Genomic DNA, 17,930 nt, shown 5'->3' on the forward strand with positions numbered 1-17,930 from the left:
GTGTACGAATCAAAGAAAATCTCGTCAATGTTCTCCTCCTTCTTCCGCGCCGTCCCCTGCAGCAGCGGAGCCTCTTTCCCGAACAATTGCCCGCAGTGCATTCTTGACATCATCGGGCACATTCAGCTTCGTGTCAAACATGATGCCGCCCTCCTGCACCGAGGCGCCCTCAATCTCGATCATATCTGTCAGCTTATGCCCCTGGAACGTCGTCTGTCCGAGCTTCGATGCGGCAAGCACCTCGTGAAAGTCCACGTATACCTTATTCCCGCGAATCTCCACAGGCAGGGTGTCGGACACATCGAAACGCCCCATCATGCGCTCCGCCAGCGACAGTGAGACGCGCGAAAACACCCACGACACGAAGCCGTGATCGGGGATATTCTTCTTCCGTACGCGATAGACCGCATAGGACTTGTCCCCATCGTGAACGAACTCCTCGATTGTGCCCGACAGCTCGATTTTTTTATACTTCTTCGATGTCGTGCAGATGAGATCGAGACGGCCGTCTGCATGCGAGTGCAGCTCGATGCCGCGCACCGTTCCCTCCGTCCCGATGTTCTTTGCAATCGCCTCGTTCAACGTGGCGTCGCGCACGAAGAGATGCCCGTCGGCGATCTGTGCCAGCGTCTCACGATCCCATGTATCGCGCAGAACTGTGAGCACGGGGCCGTAGTCTTTCACCGCCTCGCGCACACCGCTCCAGTCGATATTCTTCACTTGTTCGATAAAATTTGCAGGAATGTCAATGACCATTAACTTTTTGCCTTCTCCGCTTCCGCCTTCTTCTCGCGCAGCTCGAGCCAGAGACTCTGTGTGCGCTCGAAGAGTTTCACATCGTTTTTGCGTACCTCCTGATCACCCATGATCTGCGAGAGCATCTGCGTCGCCTTCTCATAGTAGCCCAGACGGTAATACGCTGCGCCAGCAATATAGAGTGCCATGCTGTCGCTCATTCCATGGATCGGATAGTGTTCCGTCATCACCGACTTCTCATAGAGCTCGGCGGCACGGCGCAGCATCTCATCCTCCTTGTCCCTCTCGTCCGTGTCGCGGTAGACCCATGCCATGCCCATGCAGTAGCCCGCCTGCTTTTGCAGCGTCCAACCGAGACGCTCAGCAAAGTAAATGCCGAGCTTGTAGGCGCGGATCGCATCCTCCACCGTGCGCTCTTCCTTGTACGGCAGATTGATCTTGCGCCCCTCAAGGAGCTCTTGAATCTTCGCCTTGTCACGCGGACTCAGCGGCTCCTCCGTGAACTGCTTCTCGTCGGCGGCAAAGCCGCAGTGCTCACACTGCCAGACACGATAGCGATAGGGATTCACACCCTCGTAGTGCACGCAGAAATCCTCATCCGTTCCCAGCGTGATGAGACGCGCCTTCAGCTTCGTCGCATGTGTCTTTTCCCCACAGACTGGACACGGTTTCTCAACCGTATATGTGTACTCTGCCATGATTCTTCCTCCCTATCAGAAAATCTATTTTAGCATACCATAAAATGGGGAAAAAAGAAAGAATCCCCTTCGCACCGAAATGCAAAGGGGATCGTACTGCGTCCTACGAAGCTCACCGATGATAACGCACGCAGAGTGCTTTCAGTTTTTTCGGGTCGAGTTCGAGGAGGTAGTCCTTCTTGAGGCTCCAGCGCCAGTTGATGCCGACGGTGCCCGGTGTATTCATGCGGGCGCGCTCATCGAGTGCGAGGAGATCCTGCATGGGGATGATCGCCATGCGCGCACGCGAGGCGTACGCCGCCTTGATGAGGCGCTTGCAGATGGTCTTCGGCCGATCCGAGGTCGTACCCATCAGATTTGCGAGCGTCTCGCGCAGCACTTCGTCGATATCGCGCGTGTACCAGCCAACGGTGGTGTTGTTGTCGTGCGTCCCCGTGTAGACGATGCTGTTCTCCGGGGTGACGAAGCCGACGCGCCCCGACTCGTTCGGTTCGAGCATGAAGTGAACGATCTTCATGCCAGGGAAGCCGCAGTCGTCGCGCAGCCGCTCGACCTCGCTCGTGATGATGCCGAGATCCTCGGCGACAATGTTCAGCTCACCGAGTTCGCGCTCGATCTCATCGAAGAACGCCTTGCCCGGCCCTTTGATCCATCGCCCGTTGATTGCGGTCTCCGCCTTGCCATCCACCGACCAGTACGCCTCAAACGCGCGGAAGTGGTCGATGCGGATGATGTCGACCTGCTCGTGCAACTTCCGGAAGCGGTTCTTCCACCATGCGTAGTTCTCCGCCTTCATGGCATCCCAGTTATACTGCGGGTTGCCCCAGAGCTGCCCGTTCGCTGCAAAGTAGTCGGGCGGTACGCCCGCGACGGTACGCGGCGTGCCATCCTCGTTCAGGTCAAAGAGCTGCTGATGTGCCCACGCGTCCGCGCTGTCCTGCGCAACGAAGATCGGCATGTCGCCGAGGATCTCGATGTTCTTCTTCTTCGCGTAGTCGTGCAGGCGGTTCCACTGGAGATGGAAGATGTACTGCTTGAAACGATCCAGCTCCACCTCATCCTTCTGCCGCTCGGCAAGAGCTTTCAGGGCTGCGGGCTCACGGTGTTTGATCTCCGCCGGCCAGTCCGTCCATGCGCAACGCCCGTATTCCTTCTTTGCCGCATGAAAGAGCGCGTAGTCGTCGAGCCAATACGCCTCTTTCTCACAGAATGCCTTGAACTCCTTGTCCTTTGCACTCGTCTTGCGGAATGAGCGGAACGCCTTTTCGAGCAGTTCTTTCTTGAACTGCTTGACGCGCTCGAAATCGATGAACGCCGTGTTCGCCTCATACGGCAGGAAAAGGTCTTTCTCGCTGAGCCAGCCGCGCGCGGCAAGATCCTCGGGGTCGATCATCATGATATTGCCCGCGAACGCGGAGATGGACTGATAGGGCGAGTAGCCATGTCCGACCGGACTGAGCGGCAGGATCTGCCAAATCTTCTGCCCCGCCTCGTCGAGGAAGTCGAGGAAACGGTACGCCTCCTTGCCGAAGTCGCCCACGCCGTATTTCGACGGCAGCGACGTCGGATGCAGGAGTACACCCGCCTTGCGCTCGTAGCGGCGCGGCTCTTTGCGCTCGCGCAGGAGCAGTCCGAAGAGCGGCGGAATCTTGATGCGCAGCCGCCCGCGCTCCACCTCATAGGTGCGCGAGGGCTTGAATGCGTCCTCGAATGTGCCGCAGGCAAAGTCGCTCACATCAACGTCGATTGTCAGCGTCTCCGTCAGGCTGCGGTTGAATGCGGCGATAAATACGCCGTCTTCCTTTTCTTGATTGAATACATCGTAGCCCGAACGGATCGTGCGCGCGTATGCGATGACATCACCCGCACCGTAGAGCGGCAGGATATCCCCCGTGCGCAGGGCATCGTTCTCGTTACGGACGGCGATGAACCGCTCGAACCAGCCGCGAATCTCCTTGTTGCCGTGCTCCCAATCGTAGGGGCGGCGGTTGAACGGGTCTTTGAACCCCTGCATTCCGATCTCGTCGCCGTAGTAGACGCTCGGCACACCGGGATAGGTCATCTGCCAGAGTGTCGCCATGAGGAGTCGGCGCGAGCCGAGGTCGAACTGCTCCGGCGTCATGCGCACGCGCGACTGCTCGATGGCGGGCATCCCCTCGTAGTAGGGCACGCCCGCGAGGATGGTGATCGCACGCTGCACATCATGACTGCCGATGAGGTTCATCATCGCATAGAGATTTTCCTTCGGGTAGTTCTCGATCTGGCTCGCAAGGCGTCGCGCGGTCTGCTGCCCGTCCGATGCCCCCGTGAGGAAGTCGAGCATGATGGTGCGCAGCGGATAGTTCATCGCAGAATCCATCTCGTTGCCCGAGAGGTATTCGCGCGGTGTGCCGTACGCGACCTTGTTCGAGGCATCCTCCCAGACCTCGCCGATCATGACGGCATCAGGATTGCGCTTTTTCAGCTCCGCGAAGAACGTCTTGGAGAAGGTCGGCGGCAGCTCATCGATCACGTCGAGACGCCAGCCCGCTATGCCCTCGTTCATCCAGTGATGGAGCACACTGTCCTTGCCCGTGATAACGAAGTCCATATAGGCAGGGTCGGTCTCGTTGACGTTCGGGAGCGTGTCGAAGTCCCACCAGCAGTCGTACTCGTTTGGGTAGTTGCGGAAGTGATACCACGAGTAGTACGGCGATTCCTTCGACTGGTATGCACCGAGCGATCCGTATTGCTGCTGACGGTTGAAGTAGATGCTGTTGCTGCCCGTATGGCTGAACACACCGTCCAAGATGATGCGGATACCGCGCTGCTCCGCTGCTGTGACGAGCGCACGAAAGTCCTCGATGTCGCCCAGTAGGGGGTCGATCTTGTGATAGTCCCCCGTGTCATAGTGATGGTTGCTCTCGGACTCAAAGACGGGGTTGAAGTAGATACAGGAGATGCCGAGATCCTTCAGATAGTCCAGCTTCTCCATGACACCGCGCAGATTCCCGCCGAAGAAGTCATAGGCGATGATCTCCTTCGTGTCCGGATCCTTGAGATACATGGGATCGTCCGTCCAGTCCGTACGGATGACTGCGCCCTTCTTCTTCACGATCGTATCCCCCGCACGCGCAAAGCGATCGGGGAAGATCTGATACATGACGGCGTTCTTGAACCAGTCGGGCGTGCGCGCCCCTTTGTTGTAGATCGTAATCTGATAGGACGCCGGTGCCTCTGCCCAGAGTGCGCCGACACCGCCCAGCATCTCCGCATTGTTTCCGTAGAAATAGGTACCGCTCTCCATCGTGATGATGAAGTAATACCAGACGAGACAGCCATAGTCCGGGAGGTTGAACCACGCGGTATAAAATTTTTGCTCTCCCTGCGTGTCTCTCGTCTCAAGCGGAATCAGACGCTCCCCCGTCTGATCCTGCCACAGGCGCACAAGCACCTGCTGTATGGGCTCGTAGGTACGAATGCGGATGCCAAGACGCAGACGACTCCCCGCCTCCGCCGCCCCGACAATGGAGCGGTAGTATATATTCTGCGAGTTGTGCTCCACTTGATAAGATTCCAGCATAGCACCCTCTCCTTTCCTAACGGATCACTGATAAATTCTGCACCAATCTGATGGACTTCATTATTACCGGTGATTCCTAAAACAAAACGCACAGAAACCACCGGCGAATCAAATGTTCTTATTTGAACCAATTCACCAGCGGTTTCATAGGGGGTGCGTCGTAGAAACCTCAAATAAGGTCAACTCACGCACAAATCGGATTTCTCGCGAAGCAGCTCAGTTTTCGAGCAGGAGGCGCTCATAGAGCTTTTCGTACTCCTTCGCCGAGCGCTTCCAGCTAAAGTCGCTGTGCATTGCCGTAAAGACGAGCTGACGCCACTCGCGCAGATTGCCATAGGCGGCAAGCGCACGCTTGAGGGCATACATCATCTCATGGGCATTGTATTCGTAGAACAGGAAGCCGTTGCCCTTGTCCACGTCCGAGCGATCGAACTGCACGACCGTATCCTTCAGTCCGCCCGTCTCACGCACGACGGGAATGGTGCCGTAGCGCATGGCGATGAGTTGCCCGAGACCGCACGGCTCGAACATCGACGGCATGAGGAAGATATCCGATGCCGCATAGATGCGCTGTGCAAGCTCGTTCGAGAAACGAATGTTGATCGACACCTTGTTCGGGTAGCGCCACGCGAGTTCCTTGAACCAGTCCTCATAGCCGCGGTCGCCCGTGCCGAGCAGGACAAACTGGATGTTCTCATGCTGGAGTATCTCGTCCAAGACGCGCACGACGAGATCGAGCCCCTTGTTCGCCACAAGGCGGGTGATCATCGCGACCATCGGCGTGCGGCGGTTCTCAGAGAGCCCGAGATCGCGCTGCAGATGCACCTTGTTGTCGCTCTTGCCCTCAACGGCCTTCTTGATGTCATAGTTCACGTAGAGGTTCTTGTCCGTCTGCGGATTGTAGACATCGTAGTCGATGCCGTTCACGATGCCGAAGAGTTCCTCGCGGCGCTTGCGCAGGAGTCCTTCGAGATGCTCGCCGTAGTAGTCGTACTGGATCTCCTCGGCGTAGGTCTTGCTGACGGTCGACACGTAGTCGGCATAGACGATACCAGCTTTCATAAAGTTGACCGCATCGAAGAACTCGAAGTCGCCGTTGTTGAAATACTGCCAGTCAAGCCCGAGCACGTCCGTCATGACATCCTTCGGGAAAATGCCCTGATACTTCAGATTGTGGATGGTGAAGAGCGTCTTGATCCCCGCATAGCGCGCGTCGTCCATATGTTCCAGCTTGAGGAACACGTTGACAAGCGCAGCGTGCCAGTCATTCGAGTGAATGATGTCCGGCCAGAAATCGAGAGCAGGCAGGAGATTGAGCACAGCGCGGCTGAAGAACGAGAAGCGCTCCGCATCGTCGGGATACCCGTAGAATCCCTCGCGATTGAAATACTCCTCATTGTCCACAAAATAGTAGGTCACGCCGTCCAGTACATACTTATCAATGCCGACGAACTTGTCACGCCACGCGACGTTCAGAACCCCGTCATAGATATGCTCCATGGAGCTGCGAATCTCGTCGGCAATCGCGCCGTACTTCGGCAGAATGACGCGGCAGTCCACTCCGTCCCGAACGAGTGCGGCAGGGAGCGAGCCCGCCACATCCGCAAGACCGCCGGTCTTGACAAATGGAACTGCCTCCGATGCTACATAAAGTACCTTCATCCCAATATCCTCCTTTACCTCACGGTCGGTGCCGTAATCATCCGACCCATGAGCCTATCATACTGTGTCTCAGCTCTCGTCATTCTCCTATTCCATACGCGCAGCACCTTTATTTCTTACGACTTTGCTGCACGCGTTTTCTTTGGCTTCTCCTCGACCTCCAAGGAAGCCTTGCGCATGGGCTTCTTCTTCGTTGCCGTCATTGCCGTCGACTTCGTTGTCTTTGCCGTGCTCTTTGCAGCCGTTTTCGCCGTCTTTTCCTCGGCGGAAGCTTCCGCCGAGGTCTTTGCCTTCGTCGACTTCTTCGGCACCGCCTTTTTCACAGGCTTTTCAGCCGCCGCAGACTCCTTCGCAGTCGTCTTGGTCGTCTTCTTCGCCGTCGTCTTCTTTGCTGGCTTTTCCTCTGTCTCTTTCTTTGCAGCCGTGCTTGTCCGCGACGTCTTCTTTGCCGCTGGCTTCACATCGTCCTTTTCCACAGAGGCCTTGGTCGCCGTCCGCTTCTTCGGCGTGGCCTTCTTTGACGCCGCATCTGCCTTCTTCGCGGCGGCAGCACTCGTTTTAGAAGTTACAGCTTTTTTTTTTGCTACAGCATCCACTGTCTCGGAGACCTCGTTGACGGGTGTGCCCGCCCCGCTCTGGCGCTTCAGGCGATAGAATGTCGTCGCCAGCGGTGGCACTGTGATGACGACGGACTGTTCACGCCCGTGGAACGCATAGTCCTCGCTCACAATATCGCCCGTGTTGAGCACGCCGCTACCGCCGTACTGCTCCTCGTCGGAGTTGAACACCTCGACGTACGTTCCCTTCGTCGGAACGCCGATGCGGTAACCGTGGCGCACCTCAGGCGTAAAGTTGTGCACGCAGACGATGAAGTCATTGCGATCCTCAGCGCGGCGGACGAGCGCAATGATGCTGTTCTCGCTGTCATTGCAGTCGATCCACTGGAAGCCGTTCCAATCGAAGTCCACCTGCCAGAGTGCCTTGTTGTCGACGTAGAATTTATTGAGCGCCTTCGAGTATGCGAGCATCTTCGTGTGCATCGGATACTGCTCGACGAGGTGCCAGTCCATGCTGTCGTCAAAGTTCCACTCGATGAAATGTCCGAACTCCCCGCCCATGAAGAGCAGCTTCTTGCCCGGATGCGCCATCCAGTAGCCAAAGAACCCTCTGAGACCCGCAAATTTCTGCCAGTAGTCCCCCGGCATCTTGCTGATGAGCGAGCACTTGCCGTGCACAACCTCGTCATGCGAGAGCGGCAAGACGAAATTCTCGGAGAACGCATACATGAGGGAGAACGTGATCTTGTCTTGATTCCACTTGCGGTAGATCGGGTCAAGGCTCACATAGGAGAGCATGTCGTTCATCCAGCCCATGTTCCACTTGTAGTTGAAGCCCATGCCGCCCATGTAGACAGGCTTCGAGATCAGCGGCCACGAGGTAGACTCCTCCGCGATCATGAGCGCGTGCGGATGGTACTTGAAGATCGTTTCATTGAGCTTCTTTAGGAAGTCCATCGCCTCAAGGTTGCCCGTGTCGCCGTACTTGTTCGGCTGCCACTCGCCGTCCTTGCGCCCGTAGTTGAGGTAGAGCATATTCGCAACCGCATCGATGCGCAGACCGTCGATGTGGAACTCCTCGAACCAGAAGAGCGCGTTCGAGATGAGGAAACTCTGCACCTCCGTGCGCCCGTAGTCAAAGTTCGTGGTGCCCCACTCCCAGTTCTCTGCGCGCGTCTCATTGTCGGACTCATAGAGGTTCTTGCCGTCGAAATGACGCAGCCCCTGCTCATCCTTGCAGAAATGCCCCGGTACCCAGTCCATGATGATGCCGATGCCGTTCTGATGCGCAGTATCGACAAGGTAACGGAAATCGTCCGGCGTGCCGTAGCGGCTTGTCACGGCGAAATAGCCAGTCGCCTGATAGCCCCACGAGCCGTCATAGGGGTGCTCGCAGAGGGGCATGAACTCGATGTGCGTGTAGTTCATGTCCTTGACGTAGCCGATGAGCTGATCCGCCATCTCCCGATAGGAGAGGTACTCGCCCTCAAGCGTGCGGCGCCATGAGCCCGCATGCACCTCATAGGTGAGCATGGGACGCTCATACGAGGACTCCTGCTCCTTGCGCTTCTGCCACGCCTCATCCTTCCACTCATAGTGGTTCATGTCATAGGTGCGCGATGCTGTCTGCGGCTTTTTCTCCGCGTAGAAGCCATAGGGATCTGCCTTCATGATACGGGGACCGCCCCACTGCGGCTCGATGGCGTACTTGTAGATCTCGCCCTCGCCGATCCCCTCGACAAAGACCTCCCAGATCTCACCGTCGTCGATGCGGTTCATCGGATGGATGAACACATTCCAGTCGTTGAACTCACCCACGACGCTGACTGCCTTCGCATTCGGCGCCCATACCGTAAATCGGACGCCCTTTTTGCCGTCCTGCTCGACGAAATGTGCGCCAAGCATTTCCTGCGCGTGATAATTGGTGCCCTGATGAAAGAGGTACAGATCAAACTCACTGAGTGCAGATGTCTTCATACGATCCCCTCCTGTATTTTCCTAGAGGGTGCGGAGTGCTCCGCCCCCTGTCTGTCTACGAGATAATGACGGGATGGATGTCCCAGATCTCCCGTGCATACTCGTCAATCGTGCGGTCGGACGAGAATCCGCCGGAGTGCGCGACGTTCATTGCCGCCGTGCGTGCCCAGCCGTCCTTGTCCTTGAACCGCCGCATGACCTCAATGCGCGCGTTGTCATACGCATTGAAATCCTTGAGTATAAAGAATTCATCGTTCGCATGCAGGAGATAGTCATACAGCGAACGGAAATCCCCATAGGTGCCGTCGACGAGCTGGTTCATCACCGTGCGTACCTTCTCGTTCGTGTGGTATTCATCCCACGCCGAGTAGGCGCCCGTCGCGTAGTAGTTCATGACCTCCTCCGCCTTGAGTCCGAAGATGACGCAGTGCTCATTGCCCACCGCATCGCGGATCTCGACGTTCGCGCCGTCAAGCGTGCCGAGCGTAATCGCGCCGTTCATCATGAACTTCATGTTGCCCGTGCCCGATGCCTCCTTCGACGCCGTGGAGATCTGTTCGCTGACATCCGCTGCAGGATAGACCAGCTCGCCGATCGATACGCCGAAGTTCTCGATGAAGATGACCTTCATGAAATCGTTGACACGCTTGTCCTTGTTGATGCAATCTGCAACCACGTTGATGAGGCGGATCGTCTCCTTTGCAATATAGTAACCAGGCGCTGCCTTACCGCCGAAGAAATAGGTCACGGGCTGCGTCAGGAAGCCCGGCTCGCTGAGTGCACGGTGGTAGCGGTACATGATGTGCAGAATGTTCATCAGCTGCCGCTTATAGGAGTGAATGCGCTTGACCTGGATGTCGAACATGGAGTCCGGGTTCAGCTTCACCCCGTTGTGCTGCTCGATGTAGCGTGCAAGCCCCTCACGACGCAGATGCTTGATCTTCATGAGTTGCTCGCGGAAGTTCTTATCCGCAACATGGTCGTGCAGTCCGTCCATCTTCTCGGGATGGCGATGCCACTCATGGCTGCCGAGTGTATCGTCGATCAGTGCGGCAAGCTCGGGATTCGCCCCCATGAGCCAACGGCGATGCGTGATGCCGTTCGTCTTGTTGTTGAACTTGCGCGGCGTATAGTCGTAGAAGTCTTTCAGCGTCGTGGATTTCAGGATGCCCGTATGGATCTTCGCGACGCCGTTGACGCTGTGCCCGCCAACGATGGAGAGACGTGCCATGTGGATGACGCCGTCCTGGATGATGGAGAGCGCACGCACCTTGTCCTCATTGTTCGGATAGCGACGGCGCACCTCCTCGACATGACGGCGGTTGATCTCGTCGATAATCATGTAGATGCGCGGGAGCAGTGGGCGGAACATATCCACGCCCCATGTCTCAAGCGCCTCGGGCATGATTGTGTGGTTCGTATATGCAATCGTGTCGCGCGTGATCGCCCACGCATCCTCCCACGTCAGCCCCTCATCATCAACGAGAACACGCATGAGTTCTGCCACGCAGAGCGCAGGATGGGTGTCGTTGATGTGGATGCCGATCTTCTTGCCGAAATCGTAGATGCTCATCCCCGTCTTCTTGTAGTGACGGACGATACTCTGCACGCCGGCGGAGACGAAGAAGTACTCCTGAATGAGGCGCATGCGGCGCCCCTCGAATGTACTGTCATCGGGATAGAGATAGCGCGTGATGGACTCGACAAAGCTGCGGTAGTCGTTGCGCTGCTGAATCTGCTCCTGTGTCAGCATGCCATAGTCGGAGAAGTCGCGGTTAACCTCCGCATTCCACATACGCAACGTGTTGACCGTCGCGTTGTGGTAGCCGACAATCGGCATATCGTACGGCACTGCCATGACGATCATAGGGTTCTCGTGGACAAGCTCGAGCTTGCCGTCACCCATGTCACGCATATAGGCGTTGCCGCCGAATTTGACATCGACAGACTTATCCGGCTTACGATACTCCCATGCAAAGCCATCACGCAGCCAGTTGTCGGGAATCTCGACCTGGTTGCCGCCGACAATCTTCTGCTCGAAGAGTCCGTACTGGTAACGAATCGTACAGCCGTGCCCCGGCAGACGATGCGCTGCGAGCGAGTCGATGAAGCACGCCGCAAGGCGGCCGAGGCCGCCGTTGCCGAGGCCTGCATCCGGCTCCGCCTCATAGGCATCCGAGAGGTTCAGCTTGAAATCCTTGAGGACATCCTTCAGCGCCTCCTCGATGCCGAGGTTGATAAGGTTGGATTTCAGCAGACGCCCAAGCAGGAATTCGATGGAGAAATAGTAGATCTGCTTCTCCTTGCGCTCCCCGTACTGCTTATTCGTCTTGATCCAATTATCCGAGATGGACTGTTTGGCGGTTGCCGCGATCGTCTTGTAGATCTCGACCTCCGTCAGTTCTTCTACCTCGCGGCCAAACATAACATGCGCGGTTGTGATGAAGCGACTCTTCAAGATTTTCTTCATCGTCTCGAGAGCCTTCCCCGTCGGTCGGTTGACCTGATCCTTCTGTGCCAAATCGTCCACTCCTTTTCCATGCTCTTGTTTCCCCCGACATTCCTTTCCTGCACACGGCAGGAATCCCCATAAGAAGTATGAAGCGCTGATAACTCCGGCAGTAATCTGACAGGACTTCATTTTATCAGCGATTCCTAGAAACAAGAAGCCGTTATAGCCCCTCCCGTTCCGACTGTCGGAGCGGGGCAGGAACCGCTAACGGCAAAACAAGCTCTTCTTTAAATTGTGATATTCTTCTTAATCACGAGCGGGTATTCGGCGGCTCCCTTCAGCCACTTCTCCGCCGTAATCACGACGTTCTTGTCGCAGATGACATTCTCTACGAGCGCGCCATCCTGAATGTCACATTTCTGCATGATGATCGAATTGCGGATCTTCACATCCTTGCCCACCTTTACCCCGCGGAACAGGATGCTGTTCTCCACCTCACCGCGCACGATGCAGCCGTTCGCGATGAGAGAATTCGTGACCTTGGCGGTCTCTTTGTACTGCACGGGCACACCGTCCTTGATCTTCGTGTAGACGGGACGCTCGCCCATGAAGAGATCCTGCCAAACCTTGGGATCGAGGATCTCCATATTCGCCCGATAGTAGGTCGACATAGAGTCCACATGTGCCATGTAGCCATCATGCTCGTAGGCGAACATCGTATAGTCACCTGCGCGACGGATGATACCATCGAGCATGAAGTCGAGCCCCCCGCGCTCATAGGCATGGCGGACAATCTCGACGAACGCGCGCTTGTCCATGAGGTAGATGCCCATGGACACCTTCATGCCCTGATAGGCGACCGGTTTCTCTGCAATGTCGAGAACGAGACCGTTCTCCGCCGTGTCGAGCACGATGTTGTTGCCCGTATTCTCGTCAATCGTCGTATGCGAGACGAGCGTGATGTCCGCGCCCGTATTCTGATGGAAGCGCAGCACCTTGCCAAAGTCGATGTTATAGACAAAGCTGCCGTTCGTCAGCAGGATGTAACGCGAGGAGGCGTGCTCGATGAAGTCCAGGTTGTGATAGAAATTCTTGAGATCGCCCTTATGGCGTTGGGCATCATCCGCTGCTGCCGGCAGGTAGAAGAGTCCGTCGTGGCGACGCGCCAGATCCCAGTCTTTGCCGGAGCGTAGATGGTCGAGCACGGAGCGCGGTTCATCGGGGAGCATGATGCCCACCTTGTTGACGCCGGAGTTGACCATGCTCGAGAGAGCAAAGTCGATGAGGCGGTAACGTCCGGCGAAGGGAATGGATTCAACCGCACGCCGGTCGGCGAGTTCCCGAATGAGACTGCCGTCCTCCTGCAGGTTGATGAGACCCATCACGCTGTTCATTGTATGTTCACTCCATTCTCTGTGTGCGAATCAGCCGACACGCTGCTCAGTCGAGGCAGCCGACACCGTCTCCCCCTCGGGGATGACCGTGATCTGCGACTCCTGACCGATGACCTGCGCGCCCTCCTCGATCACGGCGCGCTGTGCGAGGATCGCATAGTCGACGAGCGCGCCGTCCGCAACGACCGCAGACGGAAGGAGAACCGAGTTGCGCACAACAGCGCCCTTGCCGACGCGCACACCGGGGAAGATTACGGAGTTCTCAACCGTGCCGAGGATCATGGAGCCCTCGCTGATCATCGAGCGCGTGATCTTCGCCTCTTTGCCAACGAACTGCGGCGGCATGGACGGGTTGAACGAGTAGATGCGCCACTTGCCCGAGAGCTCGAACGGCGGCTCATCCTGCAGGAGATCCATGTTCGCCTGCCAGAGGCTCTCGATCGTGCCCACGTCCTTCCAGTAGCCGTTGAAGGCATAGGAGTAGAGGCGCCCCTCATCGGCGAGCATCTTCGGGATGATGTCCTTGCCGAAGTCATGGCTCGATGTCTCGCTCTTGGCGTCTGCTGTGAGATACTCGGCAAGGTAGTCCCGATTGAAAATATAAATACCCATGGAAGCGAGATTGCTCTTCGGCTTCGCCGGTTTCTCCTCAAACTCGACAATCCGTCCGCTCTCGTCCGTATTCATAATGCCAAAGCGCGGCGCCTCATCCCACGGCACCTCGAAGACGCCGATCGTCGCCTGCGCCTTGTTCTTCTTGTGCGTTTCAAGCATCCACGCATAGTCCATCGTATAGATATGGTCACCTGAGAGGATCAGCACATAGTCGGGATCCGCCATGTCGATGAAGTTGAGGTTCTGGTAGATCGCATCTGCCGTGCCGCGATACCACTCCGCCCCCTTCTCGCGTGCGTAGGGCGGCAGAACGAAGAGCCCGCCGTCGCGCTTATCGAGATCCCATGCACTTCCCGAGCCAAGGTACTGGTTCAGCTCCAGAGGACGATACTGCGTCAGCACGCCGACCTTTTCGATGCCGGAGTTGACACAGTTGCTCAGCGGGAAGTCAATGATGCGGTATTTCCCCCCAAACGGAACCGCCGGCTTTGCGACGCGCTTCGTGAGCGCACCAAGGCGGCTGCCTTGTCCGCCTGCCAGAATCATTGCCAAGCACTCTGTTTTTCTCATAGGTATTTCTCCCCTCACGGATACCGGGTGGTATCCCCAACATATATGCAATGGCAAATCGGTCGGGCTCGCCGTACGCCCATCCGTTTCGCCGTATTCCTGCCGATTTCAATGAGATTTCGCTCATTTCTGTCGTATTGATCCTCCTTGATTCGTTTTATGATACTTACCTAATTCGATAAATAAGCCGAATTTCCTGCAAGTTCTTGCCGTGCTTTCAGTCTTTTTTCAAATTAATCATAAAATGAGGAGGGACTTTTGTACCTGTCATTCCCCATATTTATCGTATCATTATTGTACCCTATGTTTGCCTCGGAATCAAGAAGTTTACAAAGAAAAATTTCTGACAAGACATTTGTCATATGTTCAAATTTTTCCATTCATCGTGCTTCATTTATATATGAAAAATTGGCGTGATCAGTGCGGCGTACATCTCCGCCATCTCCTCGGGAGACTCACGGCAGCCGTTCTGCATCCACCACTCCACCATCAGCACGAAGCTGCCCGTGATGTGGTTGATGAGGAAGCCCTCTGGGAGTGCGTGCTCGCGCAGGAGTGAATGCCCACGCGCAGTGAGTGTCTCGCGCAGCTTGTCGCGAAAGTATTGGAGAAAGATGTCCCTGCTCTCACAGGTCAGCAGCCCTCGGATATTCCGCTGCTGATCCTGCATATGATAGAGCATGTGCGAGACGATCATCGCCGGATTGTCGGGGTCATGCGAGAAATCGTGACTACCCTCGTCTGTCACATCCTCGAGCACATGGGCAAACATATCCTCGCACATGGCGCGCAGGAGCATATCCTTCGTCTCGAAATGCGCGTAGAACGTGCTGCGCCCGACATCGGCAGCCTCGATGATCTCCTGCACGATGATGTTTTCATAGCGCTTGTGCGCGAGGAGTTCTTGAAATGCGGCAAGGATTGCCTGTCTCGTCTTTTTGCGGCGTCGCTCCATAAACTTTCTCTTTCTATTTCACTCACATGAACATATTACGTATTTTGTCCGATAACGGACATTTCCATCGAACTGTTTCTTACGTTTTCTCTGCTTCCATTGTACTATATGTTCAAAACTGAAACAAGTTCGTCTTTTGCACGAGTGCACTGCTCACACAGTGTGATAAAAGGAGGATCACCCATAATGCACAGCATATCAAACAATAAAGCACTTCTAAAACTTTACGCCGTCGCCCTCGTCTTTGCTGTGCTGATCTACTGTGGCACGGGCGATTTGATACGCGCCTTTACCGCGCTCCTCGCATTCAGCCCCTACGCCTTTGTCCACGCTAAGCCGATGGCTGTATCTGCGGCTGCCGGCTGGCTCACAGCGCACGGCATCCGCATAAGGACGAGTGCGATACTGGAGCAGCTCTCACATATGGAGAACATCGCCTTTACAACAGGCGCCATTTCCCCGACAGGCACGATGCAGACAGATGCGCCGCAGCTCATGGACAAACTCCGCCGCATGGGGATGCATCCCGTACTCCTCCCCCCCATCGGGACAAGCGATGCTGCGCAGCTTGCAGCACAGGCGGGCATCCGTGACATACGGACAGCGCTTCCCCCGTCCAACGATCCCTTTGCCGTCTCCACAGCGTGCATTCAAGGAAGCACGGACAATCGCAGTGCGTCCGAAAAAGCCTACCTGCACATCGTGTTAGGCAGCTCCGCCGCCTCAGATGCAGACATCATATGCGCGAGCGACGATCTCTCTCAGCTCCCCCTCCTTCTGCGTACGGCACACCAGCTGCGGCAGAAAATCGAGCAAAATACAATCTTTGGATATACAATGAACTTCATCGGCATCGGACTTGCCGCAGTGGGCATCCTAAGCCCTTTCGGGGGCGCGCTCTGGCACGCAGCCTCCACCGCCCTCATCCTGCTCAATACCGAGAGTCTTCACCTTGCGCAGGTGTACGAAAAAAAATTTGCATTTTCAAAAGCCGTGTGATAGAATAACGCAGTACATTTTTCGTTGAGGGGGTGAACGATTTGCCGAATATCAAGGCATCCATTCTGAGTGTTAAGTCTGACGCCAAGCGCCGTGCACGCAATGTTGCGGAGAAGACACGCGTCCGCCGCGCCATCCGCAGCGTCAATGACGCCGTTGCAGCAGCCAACGCAGACGAGGCGAAAGACCTCCTCGTTGCGGCATACAAGTCCATCGATCAGGCAGCTGCAAACAACGTCTATCACAAGAACGCTGCAGCACGCAAGAAGTCGCGTCTTGCCAAGAAGGTCAACGCGCTGGCACAGTAATAAAAAAGCCACCAATGTGAGTTGGGGGCTTGAACATGTAGCGTATAGCCCCCTATGAGGGGGCTTTTTTATTGTCCTTTTTCAGTCCTGATACCTGTAAAGGAATGAACAATTCCTCTCGGACTCACCATATCGCCATCCTCAGATTCAAAATCAGGTATGAAATAATAAAGTATATACCCCCTTTTCTTAAACTCAATAAGACTCTCTAAAAAGGGCTCCGAAGGGATCTGCTCCTCCGATGCAGAAAACCGTGCAATAAATGTACCAGCATCACCCAACAATAGTGAAATATGCTGATGGATTTGCTCTGCAGACCAATACCACCACTTGATGTGCTGAAGCCGTGCTATTGTCTCCGCATCGAATTGCTTCTTAACGACGCGCACAGGGTTGCCGACGACAACAGTATACGGCGGAACATTCTCTGTGACAACCGCCCCTGCACCAACCACAGCCCCATTTCCGATATATACTCCTCCATGAATGGTCACATCACAGCCGATCCAGACATCACTGCCGATAATCACCTGAGAGCCACAGCTTCGTACAGGAGCTGCCATTGGATTGTTTTCCGTCTCAGTGCCTGCAAAGCCGCTTGCATAGGATGATCCGAATGATTCCTGGAAGAGGAATGTCATGCGTGGTCCTAGAGATGAGTAAGAACCAATCAGAACATGTGCGGCATCGCCCACTCCTCTAATAGTCCCGTCTACCAAGTAGGAGCGATATCCTGCCGTTAACAAGGTCGTCCCGTTCTCTGTGAATATCTTGCGAACAGATGCTTCTCTGCCATCAAGCCTCACTTTAATATCCATGATTCACTCCTAGGACAACGCTCGCCTCAGTCGTTCCTCTACAACAGGACGCACAGCGTTCCAGTCTTCCTCCGTGCGCACATACTCCGCCTGTCGCATATTGTTGGCAATAAGCTCATGTGGATAGCGCGATGTGCCATCATTCCGACGAAACCCATACTTCTCATGATAGCGAATGGAGGGCAAATTTTCACATACAATATGCGCATAGCAGGCGTCAACACCAAATGACCCGTACATATAGTCCGCAAAGAGAACTGTTGCCTCCGCAAAGAGCGTACTGCTGCGATAGCGACGATCACCGACAAGGAGGCGCCCCGTAATACAGACTCTTTCCTCGATATCGTGATCTGTCCACCCCATTGTAGCGAACGGGGTATCCATCTGCTTGTCCACGACAACGAGAAGCCCCTGTGCAGAATCAGACAGGTAGCGTTCATACCATGCCCGCTGTTTTTCCATGTCAAGAAGAAAAGGCTGATTCAGATAGCGATTGTTCAAAGGATCGTTACGCCACGCAATAATATACGGAAAGTATTGCTCCTCCACTTCCGCCAAATACACATTTTGTCCTTCGAGTCGAAGATCTCGCATAGCTTCACCTTTC

At 55.6% G+C, this 17,930-nt stretch carries 13 protein-coding genes; 2 read left to right on the forward strand and 11 right to left on the reverse strand.

All coding sequences use genetic code 11. From position 1 onward, the window contains the following. Positions 1 to 24: 24 nt before the first annotated feature. The 9 genes from HMPREF9163_RS07140 to HMPREF9163_RS07180 all read right to left on the reverse strand — a co-directional run bounded on the left by HMPREF9163_RS07140 (position 25) and on the right by HMPREF9163_RS07180 (position 15,198). The gene (locus HMPREF9163_RS07140) at positions 25 to 756 is read right to left on the reverse strand and encodes a hypothetical protein (protein ID WP_009441070.1); all 732 of its coding nucleotides are present in this window, start codon (positions 754 to 756) and stop codon (positions 25 to 27) included. Beyond that, positions 756 to 1,454: a DUF2225 domain-containing protein gene (locus tag HMPREF9163_RS07145; protein ID WP_009441071.1), complete on the reverse strand. Its 699-nt coding sequence runs from the start codon at positions 1,452 to 1,454 to the stop codon at positions 756 to 758. The genes HMPREF9163_RS07140 and HMPREF9163_RS07145 overlap by 1 nt, the downstream gene beginning before the upstream one ends. A gap of 112 nt (positions 1,455 to 1,566) precedes the next feature. Beyond that, positions 1,567 to 5,016 carry a 4-alpha-glucanotransferase gene (gene malQ / locus HMPREF9163_RS07150; protein WP_009441072.1) on the reverse strand — a complete coding sequence of 1,150 codons (3,450 nt, stop codon included), beginning with the start codon at positions 5,014 to 5,016 and terminating at the stop codon, positions 1,567 to 1,569. Positions 5,017 to 5,232: 216 nt separating this feature from the next. Next, entirely contained in the window at positions 5,233 to 6,678 is a 1,446-nt protein-coding gene (gene glgA, locus HMPREF9163_RS07155) for a glycogen synthase GlgA (RefSeq protein ID WP_009441073.1), read from the reverse strand. A gap of 116 nt (positions 6,679 to 6,794) precedes the next feature. Then, positions 6,795 to 9,212 carry a 1,4-alpha-glucan branching protein GlgB gene (gene glgB / locus HMPREF9163_RS07160; protein ID WP_009441074.1) on the reverse strand — a complete coding sequence of 806 codons (2,418 nt, stop codon included), beginning with the start codon at positions 9,210 to 9,212 and terminating at the stop codon, positions 6,795 to 6,797. Between the two features lie 55 nt (positions 9,213 to 9,267). After that, positions 9,268 to 11,733 (reverse strand): glycogen/starch/alpha-glucan phosphorylase, encoded by a 2,466-nt coding sequence (locus HMPREF9163_RS07165; RefSeq protein WP_037346596.1) that lies wholly within the window; start codon positions 11,731 to 11,733, stop codon positions 9,268 to 9,270. A gap of 218 nt (positions 11,734 to 11,951) precedes the next feature. Then, complete coding sequence (gene glgD / locus HMPREF9163_RS07170; RefSeq protein WP_009441076.1) at positions 11,952 to 13,058, reverse strand: glucose-1-phosphate adenylyltransferase subunit GlgD; 1,107 nt, start codon at positions 13,056 to 13,058, stop codon at positions 11,952 to 11,954. Positions 13,059 to 13,088: 30 nt separating this feature from the next. Beyond that, on the reverse strand, positions 13,089 to 14,243 hold the full coding sequence (locus tag HMPREF9163_RS07175; RefSeq protein ID WP_037346599.1) for a glucose-1-phosphate adenylyltransferase: 1,155 nt from the start codon (positions 14,241 to 14,243) through the stop codon (positions 13,089 to 13,091). Between the two features lie 394 nt (positions 14,244 to 14,637). Further along, positions 14,638 to 15,198 carry a TetR/AcrR family transcriptional regulator gene (locus tag HMPREF9163_RS07180; protein WP_009441080.1) on the reverse strand — a complete coding sequence of 187 codons (561 nt, stop codon included), beginning with the start codon at positions 15,196 to 15,198 and terminating at the stop codon, positions 14,638 to 14,640. A 186-nt stretch (positions 15,199 to 15,384) separates the two neighbouring features. Here HMPREF9163_RS07180 and HMPREF9163_RS07185 point away from each other — a divergent pair, with 186 nt between their 5' ends. Both HMPREF9163_RS07185 and rpsT read left to right on the forward strand, forming a co-directional pair. Next, positions 15,385 to 16,197, forward strand: coding sequence for a hypothetical protein (locus tag HMPREF9163_RS07185; RefSeq protein WP_009441081.1), 813 nt, complete (start codon positions 15,385 to 15,387; stop codon positions 16,195 to 16,197). Positions 16,198 to 16,238: 41 nt separating this feature from the next. Continuing rightward, on the forward strand, positions 16,239 to 16,505 hold the full coding sequence (gene rpsT / locus HMPREF9163_RS07190; protein ID WP_037346603.1) for a 30S ribosomal protein S20: 267 nt from the start codon (positions 16,239 to 16,241) through the stop codon (positions 16,503 to 16,505). 68 nt (positions 16,506 to 16,573) lie between these two features. On the opposite strand, the gene HMPREF9163_RS12685 is transcribed toward rpsT, so the two are convergent. Both HMPREF9163_RS12685 and HMPREF9163_RS07200 read right to left on the reverse strand, forming a co-directional pair. Continuing rightward, positions 16,574 to 17,323: a DapH/DapD/GlmU-related protein gene (locus HMPREF9163_RS12685; RefSeq protein ID WP_009441083.1), complete on the reverse strand. Its 750-nt coding sequence runs from the start codon at positions 17,321 to 17,323 to the stop codon at positions 16,574 to 16,576. A gap of 9 nt (positions 17,324 to 17,332) precedes the next feature. Beyond that, the gene (locus HMPREF9163_RS07200) at positions 17,333 to 17,917 is read right to left on the reverse strand and encodes a GNAT family N-acetyltransferase (RefSeq protein WP_009441084.1); all 585 of its coding nucleotides are present in this window, start codon (positions 17,915 to 17,917) and stop codon (positions 17,333 to 17,335) included. Between the last annotated feature and the right edge of the window lie 13 nt (positions 17,918 to 17,930).

The sequence above is a fragment of the Selenomonas sp. oral taxon 138 str. F0429 genome (genome assembly GCF_000318175.2).
Taxonomy (GTDB): Bacteria; Bacillota; Negativicutes; order Selenomonadales; family Selenomonadaceae; genus Centipeda; species Centipeda timonae.

What these genes read in the sequence shown, in the direction of transcription:
- HMPREF9163_RS07140 (WP_009441070.1), bottom strand. Translation starts at nt 756, where the DNA reads ATGGTCATTGACATTCCTGCAAATTTTATCGAACAAGTGAAGAATATC.
- HMPREF9163_RS07145 (WP_009441071.1), bottom strand. Translation starts at nt 1,454, where the DNA reads ATGGCAGAGTACACATATACGGTTGAGAAACCGTGTCCAGTCTGTGGG.
- malQ (WP_009441072.1), bottom strand. Translation starts at nt 5,016, where the DNA reads ATGCTGGAATCTTATCAAGTGGAGCACAACTCGCAGAATATATACTAC.
- glgA (WP_009441073.1), bottom strand. Translation starts at nt 6,678, where the DNA reads ATGAAGGTACTTTATGTAGCATCGGAGGCAGTTCCATTTGTCAAGACC.
- glgB (WP_009441074.1), bottom strand. Translation starts at nt 9,212, where the DNA reads ATGAAGACATCTGCACTCAGTGAGTTTGATCTGTACCTCTTTCATCAG.
- glgD (WP_009441076.1), bottom strand. Translation starts at nt 13,058, where the DNA reads ATGAACAGCGTGATGGGTCTCATCAACCTGCAGGAGGACGGCAGTCTC.
- HMPREF9163_RS07175 (WP_037346599.1), bottom strand. Translation starts at nt 14,243, where the DNA reads ATGAGAAAAACAGAGTGCTTGGCAATGATTCTGGCAGGCGGACAAGGC.
- HMPREF9163_RS07180 (WP_009441080.1), bottom strand. Translation starts at nt 15,198, where the DNA reads ATGGAGCGACGCCGCAAAAAGACGAGACAGGCAATCCTTGCCGCATTT.
- HMPREF9163_RS07185 (WP_009441081.1), top strand. Translation starts at nt 15,385, where the DNA reads ATGCACAGCATATCAAACAATAAAGCACTTCTAAAACTTTACGCCGTC.
- HMPREF9163_RS12685 (WP_009441083.1), bottom strand. Translation starts at nt 17,323, where the DNA reads ATGGATATTAAAGTGAGGCTTGATGGCAGAGAAGCATCTGTTCGCAAG.
- HMPREF9163_RS07200 (WP_009441084.1), bottom strand. Translation starts at nt 17,917, where the DNA reads ATGCGAGATCTTCGACTCGAAGGACAAAATGTGTATTTGGCGGAAGTG.